Raw genomic sequence first — 11,070 nt, forward strand, 5'->3', positions numbered from 1 at the left:
CTTATTGTTTGTTATAAAGCTTTTTGCCTGCTTCCTCATAACTGTCACCTTGAACCCAAAATGGAGTAGAGGCATCGTTGGCAATGTTACGACCCGATAAAACATAAGCTTTGAAAAATTTCAGTAAATAATCATAATCTAGTGTATCTGCTTCGTCATTGGGACGGTGATAATATTTGGTAGCATCTGCAAAATTTGTAAACCCTAATGAAAAAGTGGGTGATGGAATCCCTTTTTTTGCAAAATGAACATTATCACTTCGGTTAAATAGACCTTGTTCAGGGGCAGGGTCTTCAATTGCTTTAAGACCAAAAGTAGAAGTAGCGTTTTCAATATTCTGTTGCGCTGTGGTTCGGGTTAGCCCTACAATGGTAGCTACCGAAGTATCATTATAACCACCATTGTCACTGTTAAAACAATATACCATTTGATCAAGTGGAACTATAGGGTTGTCAACATAATACTCACTACCTAATAGTCCTTTTTCTTCCCCTGTGAAAAGAATGAACAGCGCAGAACGTTTAGTAGGGTATTTTGCCATGTTTTCAGCCATATTCAATACTGTTGTAACCCCTACTGCATTATCCCTTGCTCCATTGTAAATAGTGTCACCACTTTCATCTGGTTGGCCAATGCCTACGTGATCGTAATGTGCCGAATAGATAATGTATTCGTTTTTTAATTTGGGATCAGTTCCTTCTACTAAGCCTATTACATTTTGTGAAGTGACTTTTACCCGGTTTTCCCCTTCCATCATCATCTTAATGGGCATTTCGTTTTTGCTACTTAAGTCATTTGCATAGTTTCCGTTTTCATCTTGTATCCATACATAAGCAAAAGCATTTTCTTTGCTTGCTTGGTTTACCGTTTCAGCAATTTCCATTCGTTTGCTGTTAAAATTATGATCTATATAGCCCCACATTTGTGGAGCAGCATTAATAAATTCAATGATACCTATGGCTCCTGCTTTTTTGGCGAGTTCTGCTTTCTTTTCTCGTAACCCAAAAGCAGCACGGGCATCTTTTGAGTTAGGACCTCCAGCTTGTACTAATACAATTTTTTCTTTTACATTTTTTCCGTTGTAATCATCTTCAAGCCCATAGCCTACATAAATAGCTTTACCGGTAAAATCCATTTTTGAAGTTTGTAAAACAACCTTGTTTTTGTATTCAGCACCAGCTATAGAGAGAGTAAAGCGTCTTGGCGGAGTTACTTCTTGCATGGGGACTGTTTGGTAGTAGGTATTTGTTGCCGGGTTTGGTTTTACGCCATAACCTCGTAAGCTGTTTGCTAGGTAGGAAGCAGCAATTTTGTTTTCAGGAGTTCCAGTTTCTCGACCTTTCAATAAATCGTCTGCTAAAAAATAGATATGTCCTTCAATATCACTTTTAGATACGGTTGTTTCTACTTTTTCTTGTTCGGTTTGTGATAAAAGGGGAGTTAATATTAGTAAGGCTATAAAAATAGGAAGTTGTTTCATAGATAATTTGACTTTTAAGTTCCTAAAGATAGATAAAGTTTTAAAAACCCAACACGTCCATAACGGGCGCTAGCATTCTTAAAAAAGCAAATTAATATCACTTCCAAATCGTTCCATCATATTATTAGTTGGGTTGCTATCCTGAAAAGGAAATACATCAATTTCGGTATCATGTCTAATAACTAATCGGTAGGTGGGACAAAAAGTTCCGTTTGAGTACATTTTGGGATCCCATTCCTTTAAAAAATTAATCGTTATGCTTTTTCCAGCTTCTAAAGCGGAAAATTCTTTTTTAGCAATTAAATTTCCGTTACTGTTAATGGCTGTTCCCCATGGTCTTTCATATAGATAAAAAGTTTGTTTTGTTTCTTCTGAAAAAAAAGAGTCTCCAACATTTACAATACGTCCAGAAATATCAACCATACCCGAAGTATTATTTTTTGAAGTTAATTTAAAATCGATTGTTTCTACAGCAAAATCTATTTGCTTTGCAGGTTCTAACTCAGTATCTTCTTTACTACACCCTAGTAGTAGTATAATACTAATGTACAAGAGGTAAATTGAATGTTTCATCATATTATAATTTAAAATTAATAATATGTAATTTACTGATAATTAACGATGTATGAGCTAAGGGTATTTACGTAATCTTTGTAAGAAAAAAGAAGGATAATTCTTATACTTATCAAAAAGCTCTAACAACTTTAGGGTGAAACTGTCATTGAATAAATTAAGTGTATCTTTGTAGTCAATTCAGAAATGGCGTAATAAAACTTCATAGCCATTTATAAACAACCTATATGTCATTTAAATCACTTGGGCTGTCCGAAGCCTTGCTAAAAGCTATTAGCAAAAAAGGATATACTACCCCATCACCTATTCAACAAAAAGCAATTCCTAAAGTATTAGAACGTAAAGATGTGTTGGCATCTGCACAAACGGGAACCGGTAAAACGGCCGCTTTTACGTTGCCTATGTTACAAATATTAAACACTGGAAAACACTTACATAACCGCCCAGTGCGTGCCTTAGTATTAACTCCAACGCGTGAATTAGCGGCACAAGTAATGGAGGATGTAAAAACTTACAGCGAGTTTACTAATTGTAACGGGACTGTTATTTTTGGAGGCGTAAGCGAAAAACCACAAATAAAAGCCTTGCGAAAAGGAGTTGATATTTTAGTGGCAACTCCAGGTCGTTTGCTCGATTTACAAAGCCGAAATATTATCTCCTTATCCAATATTGAAATATTGGTGTTAGATGAAGCCGATAGAATGCTCGACATGGGTTTTCTTCGCGATATTAAAAAAATTCTTGCAGTGATGCCTTCAAAACGGCAGAACTTATTGTTTTCAGCAACTTTTTCAAAAGATATTAAAAAGCTGGCTAACACCTTTTTACACAATCCGGTAATGGTAGAAGCTACTCCTGAAAATACTACAGCAGAAAAAGTAGATCAGCTAGTTTATCGAACCGATAAGTCTAAAAAAACACAATTGGTAACAAAGCTGATAGATGAAGGGGATTGGCAACAAGTCCTCATTTTTACCCGGACCAAACACGGAGCAAACCGGTTGAGTCAAAAACTGGAGAAAGCTGGAATAACGGCTGCAGCCATTCACGGAAATAAAAGTCAAGGAGCACGAACAAAAGCCCTAGCGGGGTTTAAAAGTGGTAAAACCCGCGTATTGGTAGCAACCGATATCGCTGCTCGTGGACTTGATATTCCTCTATTGCCACATGTTATTAATTACGAATTACCCAACGTGCCAGAAGATTATGTACACCGTATTGGCCGTACAGGAAGGGCTGGAGCCTCTGGACAAGCTATTTCTATAGTGAGTGTGGATGAAAACGAATACGTTCGCGGCATTGAAAAACTGTTAGGTGAACGCCTACAAAGCGAAGTAATACCAGGTTTTGAAGTTACTGAATCACTAAAAGAGGTGTTAGACAAAAAAGCTGAAAATAAAGCGAATCATCGTTCACAGCGCAATAATTCGCGAAATAATAAACCAGCTCGGGGTTCAAAGCGTAGGCGCAATAGGTAAGTAGTTGGTAGGTGTAAGAAAAAAGTTTTTTTACTCTAAGTCTAGTTTTCGTATTGTTCTTTTAAGATCTCTGCTACTGCTATATAAGGTTATTCCAGAGCAGTTGTCAACAGCATACCTATTGAGCTTTTTTTCTTCAAACTCGCTTAATTTAATGCGGTCAATGGTTTCTGAAGTTAACTCTGGGAATAAGTCCTCTAATTCTGGATTTTTGTTAAGATCCAGCACGAGCCATTTATTTCCGGGAATGATAACACTGAAACGGATGGGACAGCCACATTGGTCTTCTTTAGGAGTAATTTTTTTTTCATTGTCCAAGTAAATAGCATCAGAAAGTATTTTTTCCTTTACAAGCTCTAACTGGATTTCGATTGTTTCAACATTTTTGAAATCTTTCACCCATTGTTTATTGGTTTTCTTTAAAAAACACTCTTCAGGGAGTGGTCGCTGTGCAAAAGTACTTCCGAAGACACATATGAAAAATAGAATACAGTAAAATTTCAAACCAACAAATTAAAAAGAAACGGTATAAATTCCGAACCGATTTACGGAATACCAGAAAGCTGTAGTAGGTTGAAATAGGGTAGGTTAAAGGTACATAAAAAAATAAATAGGTTGTAGAATACCTCTTTTAAATTTTTAAAAGCCTGCGTCTACTGCGAAACAACTTTTAGTCCTACGATAGAGATAATAAGAGTCGTTATAAAAAAGACCCTCCAAAAGTCTGCGGGTTCTTTAAAGACAAAAATCCCGATGAGTACAGTACCTACCGCGCCTATTCCGGTCCAAACTGCATAGGCAGTGCCAATAGGTAATGTTTGGGTGGCTTTAACCAATAATAGCATACTAATGGCAAGGCAGATTAAAAAACCAACGTACCAATACGTGGCAAGTGTGCCAGTCGCTTCTTTTGCTTTTCCTAAACAGAAGGCAAAACTTACTTCAAAAAGGCCAGCGATTATAAGGATAATCCAATTCATTAACAGGTGTTTTATTCTTTCCAGTCTTGAAGCCGGTCAAGGTATAAATAGCTTTCCACAAACTTCCTATGTTCGGGACTAGTCATTTTTTCTACTAAAGTAAGAGCAGAAATATAACTCGCCAAATTTCCATTAGAAGATAAAAATTTACCATCTTCTACAAAGGTAACCAGGCTGTCGTTCTGCACTTTTAAATTAGGATAATCTTTTTGAAGTTGTTCGCCGCCACCAATCCAAGTGACGATTTTATGTCCGTCCGCAATTCCAGATTCCCCAATTAATTGCGCTCCTGCACAATTACTAATGGTATATTTGGTTTCCTTGTTTTTCTCTTTAATAAAATCTACAATTTTTTTGTTGTGTACTTGTGCATACATATCATAAGCGCTGGGTACAAACAGCGCTGTTAATTTAGGGCAGTTATCAAACCTATAATCTGGAACAAAGTGCATACCTTCTTCGGTTGTGATGGGCTGTTTGGTTTCTGCTATGCTAATGACGTTAAAAAGTTGTTTGCCTGCTTCTGATGGTTTGGCAAAAACATCTGATGTTGCAATCACTTCACTTTGTAGCACGCCATTATACATTAAAAGCCCTATAGTTGGTAATTCGGCTTTAAATGGTTTTATGTGCTTGGTTAAGGTGTCTGTCGCCTTTTCAGTTTTACTGAGGTGAGTAGCTTCAAGTGAAGTTTTAGATTTTTCTTTATTGCAACTGAATAAAATAATTCCGAAAATTAAACTCGCAATAAGATTTATATTTTTCATTTGGTGCTATTTTTTTGTAGTTTCTACAATTAGGTTTAAACTGGTACAGTTAAATAATTAGAGATGTTTTTTATCATTTTTTATTTAGTTAATCTTCGTTTTCTTTCCGTAATTCGTTTTTCAAATTTTGGATTTGATTCAATTCTCTTTATAAATTCAGGTTCAAAACTACCAATTGTTATAAACTCAAAATCTACAAAAAAGTAATGCTTTAATCCGTTTTGTTGTAAAATCAGGTTCCGGTTCTTTTCAGGCAATCTTTCAATTTTGAGGATGTTAGAAATCGGTTTGTCAAATTGATAAATCCTCAATTGTCTGGTGTTCAGTTTGAGTATTTTTTTTAGTCCGCTCAAGTCGGTTTGGACATCCATTTCCATTTGACGGACAGATAGATTTTTAAATTCAGTTCCGTTTTGAGTTTTCAAATCTGTTTTCCACCATTCAATTATCTCATTTGGAACAAATTTATGAATGAAAATCACATTCAATTGTTTGTCAAAAAGCTCCCAAATTTCTTTATCCGAATTAATTTCGAATGTTAATACTTTCATTTTTTAAATTGGTTAATAACGTCCAGTCTATGGGCCAAAGTCTTTAGTTTGTAATTATTAGATTTTCTTGTTTATCATATAGCTTTATTTCTCCAATTCTATTTCCTTGTTTATCGTAATTGATTTCAGTTTTTAATGAACCATTTTCATAGAATGTTTTCCATACTCCCTTTTTTTTGAAATAATCTACACCTAAATAATCACCTAATTCCATCAAATTTCCATTTTTATAATAGGATTTGTAGGTGTCTATTTTGTTGCCGTTTTTATCAAATTTTTGAATTGTATGTATTTGTCCAGTATCATAATATAAAATGATTTCACCAATAAAATCTCCAATGTTATTGTACTTGGCATCTATTTTTAATTGACCATTTTTATGATATTCTCTATTTTTTTGAATAATACCTTCTTCGGTATATTCTGTAATTGATTTTATTTGACCGTTTTCCCAATACGTTGTCCATTTTTCAATGGTTTTGTTGTTCTTATAGGTGCCAATAGATTTTATTTGTCCGTTTTTATAGTAGTCTTCATAGTTGCCATCCATCTCATAAAAACCTTCATTAGAATAATTTCCTTTAGCTTGTATTTGTCCATTACGGTAATACATTAAAAAAGGACCTTGTGTTTTCCCTTGTTTATTAAAGGTTATTTCACTATCTATTGAGCCATCTTTTCTGTAGTGAATCCATTTTCCGTAGTTTATATCTTGTTCGGATTTAAATCCAACTGCTTTTATTTTACCATTATCATAGTATTCAGTATACGCATCTTGCTGGGCATTTATATTGCTACAATAAAAAATAATAATAAAAATAAAGGTCTTTTTTAACGATACGTGCATACTGTAATCTATTGTTGAAGTTTAATTGGCTAGAACCAAATAATTAGTTATGTAAGGTGTGGTAAAAGGTTTTAATTTGTCATTCTAATATGTCAACTCCAATTTTATAAATGTTACCAAAACCATTTAACGGGCTATTAGAGAATTCTTTTAGTTCATGAATGTTTTTTAATTTCTTGTTGTCAAGTGTATTTCTCTCACTTGTAAAATAAAAGTTGCGTGACCTCCAATCTACAAATGGACAATAATCTAATTTATTTGAATTAATTAACCCTCCTAAGTTCTTGGATTTTGTCCATTTACCTAAGCTATCTTTACGACTTATATACAAATCTCCTCCACCAAACCCATCTGGCCTACCAAATGAGCTAAAAATAATAAGATTCTCTTCTGGATTTATGTATGCATTAAATTCAAATGAAGGAGAGTTAATCTCACTAGGTAATGGTTTTGGAGATTGAAATTCACCATCATTAAATTCAGATATAAAAATATCTTCTCTACCTATTCCGTTATCTCTTGTCGCTGTAAAGAATAAATTTCCTTTAGTACTTAAGGAAGGGAAAAACTCGTCCCCTCTTGTGTTAATAATTGAATCTAGAGCAATTGGTTCAGACCAATTACCGTTCATGCGGTCACTATACCAAATATTGTAATCTTCTCTTGTTATATCGTTGTAAATAGGTCTGTTAGATGCAAAATACAATCTATTTCCGTTGTTGCTGTAAAATGGTTCTATATCTTGATATTTTCCTGATATATTTAAAATTTGTGCATCCGTCCAATTTCCATTTTCTTGGTTTAAGAAAACCAATGATCTTTTATTTTGTTTGTAATCACCTAATGTATAGATAAGTTCATCTCCTTGGGGGGAGATTGCTAAATCTCTTTCATATAATGGTGTAGAAATTATATTTTCTCCTAATAATGTCAAACTATCAGTTGTAGTTTTAATGTCTACAGAATATACTTTTGATGGTTCAGTGTGTTTCTGACAGTTTAATAGAAAAAATGACAATAAAAGTATTGCTGCTTTATATTTTATTTTGTGCAATGTATTTGTGTTTTGACCTGAAGTATGGCTACAGATTAAAATGTGATTTTAGCTGTTAATTTACCTTCTTTCCAGACAGATATGCCATATTCAGTGTTTTGAAATCTAAAGATACGTGTAATCTCACCTCATTGTATAATTTTGATTCCACTTTTTGTTCCTCGCTTTGCATGAGCCACGTTTGTAAAAGGTTGGGTCGAGATAGGGTAATAAATAAATAAAACATCATTTCCATTATCATATGTTTTGTTTAATGTAAATAAAGTTTATACTCCGTGGGCAAAGTGAAAAGCACCAATGCAATCAAAAAAAGTATCTAAAGGTTTAATGAGAAAAGTTGTTGCTCTATCTGCAGTATGTAAATGACCTTCGCCTTTGTGAATGTAATGGAAAAGAACAACTTTAATTGTATTAAAGGATTTTACGGCACCAACAACGAAGCGTAGTAGCGAACCCAAAAGTGATTCTATAATTGGAATCTAGCTTATATAACGGAAGAGATAGCCTATTTTTATATAATATAATTGAGTTTTAAAGCTATTACAAGCTGCTTTACTAAAAATAAAACCCCAGAATTTCTGGGGTTTTATTATAACTAAATTGAGGTTTTAATTAAAAGAAACCCATTGGTTTTTTATCGTAAGAGATTAACATGTTTTTTACCACACGGTAATGATCTAAAGCCATTTTATGATTTTCACGACCAAAACCAGATTCTTTAACACCACCAAAAGGAGCGTGTGCAGGATAGGTGTTGTATTGGTTTACCCAAACTCTACCAGCTTGTATTGCTCGTGGTACTTGGTATAATTCGTGAGCGTCACGTGACCAAACACCTGCGCCTAAACCGTAAGGTGTGTCGTTTGCAATAGCAATAGCTTCTTCAGTTGTTTTAAAAGTCGTTAACGCTACTACAGGTCCAAAAATTTCTTCTTGGAATACACGCATTTTGTTATCCCCTTTTAGAACAGTTGGTTGTACATAGTAACCATCGGCTAATTCTCCTTCATAATTACCAGCTTCACCACCAGCTAAAACCGCTGCACCTTCTTCAACACCAATTTTAATATAGTTCAATATTTTTTCATATTGTGCTTTAGATACCTGGGAGCCAATCATTGTTTCTGGATCTAATGGATTTCCTGGTTTTACTAATTTTAGACGTTCTTGCATTTTTTCGACAAAGCGGTCTGCAATATCTTCGTGAACTAAAATACGAGACGGAGAGGTACAAATTTCACCTTGATTTAAGGCAAACATTAATGCCCCTTCAACTGCTTTGCTTAAGAATTCATCATCTTGATCTGCTACAGATGGGAAGAAAATGTTAGGAGATTTTCCACCTAATTCCATCGTTACAGGAATTATATTTTCTGCTGCATTATGCAATACCGTACGTCCTGTTTCTGTAGAACCCGTAAACGATAATTTTGCAATTCTTTTAGATGTAGCTAATGCTGCACCAGCTTCTTTACCAAAACCAGTGACAATGTTTAATACACCTGCTGGTAAAATATCACCAATTAATTCCATTAAGGCCATAACACTTGTAGGGGTTTGTTCTGCTGGTTTTACCACTGCAGTACAACCTGCTGCTAAAGCTGGAGCAATTTTCCAGACTAACATTAACATTGGGAAGTTCCAAGGAATAATTTCACCCACGACACCAACTGGCTCGTGTAATACAATACTAACAGTGTCTTTATCGTGTTCAGAAATACTACCTTCATCTGCACGAATAACTCCTGCAAAATAACGGAAGTGATCTATACAGTAAGGAATATCTGCAGCACGAGCTTCACGAATTGGCTTACCATTATCTATAGTTTCTAAAGTTGCTAAATACTCTAAGTTATCTTCCATAACCTGAGCAATTTTTAATAACGCATTGCTACGTTCTGTTGCCGAAGAATTACTCCACTCAGGAAAGGCTTGGTGTGCTGCATCTAATGCAAGGTCTATATCTTCTTGTGTAGATCTTGCTGCTTGTGTGAACACTTTTCCATCTACTGGAGATCTGTTTTCAAAATATTGACCTTTAATTGGGTCAACAAATTTACCTCCAATAAAGTTTCCATATCTTTCTTTAAATTCGGGTTTTGTTACATTTGCCATATTACTGTGTTTTAAATTTTTTTAAATTCTGCTTGAAAAAACAAGCCTTTGTAATTATGGTACAAATGTATAATGGAGTAGAAGCTTCTTATTTATTGATACGGCTCAATAACTTATGAAAACAGTTCAACTTGCCTTTTTTAATGTTAAACAAATATTAAGATAAATATAAATAACTAAAAATCAATTGATTGTAAATATTTTGTATTTTTTATATTTCTGTTGGACTAATTCCGAATTTGTTTTTAAAGGCGACACTAAAGTTAGATAGGTTATTGTAACCGACTTCTAAATAGATATCTGAAGCCTTTAAATCGCCTCCTTGTAAAAGTTCTTTAGCCTTTTGTAGGCGTTTATCTTTTAACCATTTTCCAGGTGCTTCTTTATACTCGGAAGTAAAATGTCTTTTAAAGGTTGACAAACTCATATTGCATAAAAAGGCAATTTCTTCTAGCTTTAAATTAGAATGTATATGATCTTCTACGATGTTTTTAAATGGTGAAACCTCTTTAGATATTAAGGCGTGTAGATAATGCTCAAATTCGTTACCATATTTATCTAATAGATACAATAATATTTCATCAAATTTGAGAGATAACATAGCATCACAATAGGCACTATTTTCAAAAGTTTTAGCCGATAACGAGCTTATAAAAGAGGCGATATAATCATCGTTTTCAATCACAAAATAAGGCACTTTTTCTTGATATGGCTTAACGTCTTTAGTGTACTTACTTAAAAAATCGGTTAGTTTTTCTTCAGAAAAAAAGAAAAGTTTACAATAATAAATCGCTTCGGTATCTAACAGTTCCGTCCAAAGCCAATTTCCCTTTTTGAGCAATAATGACTGTTTACTATTAACAGCTTTAGAAGTATTGGCAAAGTGCACTTGCTTTTTTCCTACTTGAAGAAAGCTGAACATATTCATACTTAAATTTACCTTACTTTTAACCACATCACTAGTCATTTTAAAGTCATAAATAAATACATCGGGACTTTCTTTTTTGTTTTTAATATAGATTTCAGGTATGTTTTCTATTGACATCTGTATTTTTTTAGTTTGTAGGTAACGGTTTCGTATAACAGTCAGTTACGGCTTAAAGTTAAACAATCTTTCGGCAGAGACCGACGCTAGCAATTCCGAGTGGATTCGGACGTAGTCGAATCCGTCGTAATTGCGGTTATACATCTTAAGTTTGATTTTTAATGAATCAGTTAACTTTAG

Annotated in this window: 11 protein-coding genes; 1 reads left to right on the forward strand and 10 read right to left on the reverse strand. The window is 34.0% G+C overall.

All coding sequences use genetic code 11. The features are described from left to right. Window position 1 precedes the first annotated feature (1 nt). A complete protein-coding gene (locus AACZ92_RS13350; protein WP_339702209.1) occupies window positions 2–1,480 on the reverse strand; it encodes a M28 family peptidase in 1,479 nt (492 codons plus the stop codon). Window positions 1,481–1,558: 78 nt separating this feature from the next. Then, a complete protein-coding gene (locus AACZ92_RS13355; RefSeq protein WP_339702211.1) occupies window positions 1,559–2,053 on the reverse strand; it encodes a hypothetical protein in 495 nt (164 codons plus the stop codon). A 227-nt stretch (window positions 2,054–2,280) separates the two neighbouring features. On the opposite strand from AACZ92_RS13355, the gene AACZ92_RS13360 reads away from it, so the two are divergent. Further along, window positions 2,281–3,531: a DEAD/DEAH box helicase gene (locus tag AACZ92_RS13360; protein WP_339702213.1), complete on the forward strand. Its 1,251-nt coding sequence runs from the start codon at window positions 2,281–2,283 to the stop codon at window positions 3,529–3,531. A gap of 30 nt (window positions 3,532–3,561) precedes the next feature. Here the strand turns inward: AACZ92_RS13360 and AACZ92_RS13365 are convergent, their stop codons facing one another. The 8 genes from AACZ92_RS13365 to AACZ92_RS13400 form a co-directional block, all read right to left on the reverse strand. Next, entirely contained in the window at window positions 3,562–4,035 is a 474-nt protein-coding gene (locus AACZ92_RS13365) for a hypothetical protein (protein ID WP_339702215.1), read from the reverse strand. A 149-nt stretch (window positions 4,036–4,184) separates the two neighbouring features. Then, on the reverse strand, window positions 4,185–4,511 hold the full coding sequence (locus AACZ92_RS13370; RefSeq protein ID WP_339702217.1) for a multidrug efflux SMR transporter: 327 nt from the start codon (window positions 4,509–4,511) through the stop codon (window positions 4,185–4,187). A gap of 11 nt (window positions 4,512–4,522) precedes the next feature. Continuing rightward, a complete protein-coding gene (locus AACZ92_RS13375) occupies window positions 4,523–5,278 on the reverse strand; it encodes a DJ-1/PfpI family protein (protein WP_339702219.1) in 756 nt (251 codons plus the stop codon). Between the two features lie 80 nt (window positions 5,279–5,358). Then, entirely contained in the window at window positions 5,359–5,829 is a 471-nt protein-coding gene (locus tag AACZ92_RS13380; protein ID WP_339702221.1) for a hypothetical protein, read from the reverse strand. A gap of 43 nt (window positions 5,830–5,872) precedes the next feature. After that, window positions 5,873–6,676, reverse strand: coding sequence for a hypothetical protein (locus AACZ92_RS13385; protein ID WP_339702223.1), 804 nt, complete (start codon window positions 6,674–6,676; stop codon window positions 5,873–5,875). 79 nt (window positions 6,677–6,755) lie between these two features. Then, window positions 6,756–7,730: an exo-alpha-sialidase gene (locus AACZ92_RS13390; RefSeq protein WP_339702225.1), complete on the reverse strand. Its 975-nt coding sequence runs from the start codon at window positions 7,728–7,730 to the stop codon at window positions 6,756–6,758. Between the two features lie 612 nt (window positions 7,731–8,342). Then, window positions 8,343–9,845, reverse strand: a complete 1,503-nt coding sequence (locus AACZ92_RS13395; RefSeq protein ID WP_339702227.1) for an aldehyde dehydrogenase family protein — start codon at window positions 9,843–9,845, stop codon at window positions 8,343–8,345. A 211-nt stretch (window positions 9,846–10,056) separates the two neighbouring features. Next, a complete protein-coding gene (locus tag AACZ92_RS13400; RefSeq protein ID WP_339702229.1) occupies window positions 10,057–10,890 on the reverse strand; it encodes an AraC family transcriptional regulator in 834 nt (277 codons plus the stop codon). Window positions 10,891–11,070 lie beyond the last annotated feature (180 nt).

Source organism: uncultured Marixanthomonas sp. (assembly GCF_963974425.1).
Classification (GTDB): Bacteria; Bacteroidota; Bacteroidia; order Flavobacteriales; family Flavobacteriaceae; genus Marixanthomonas.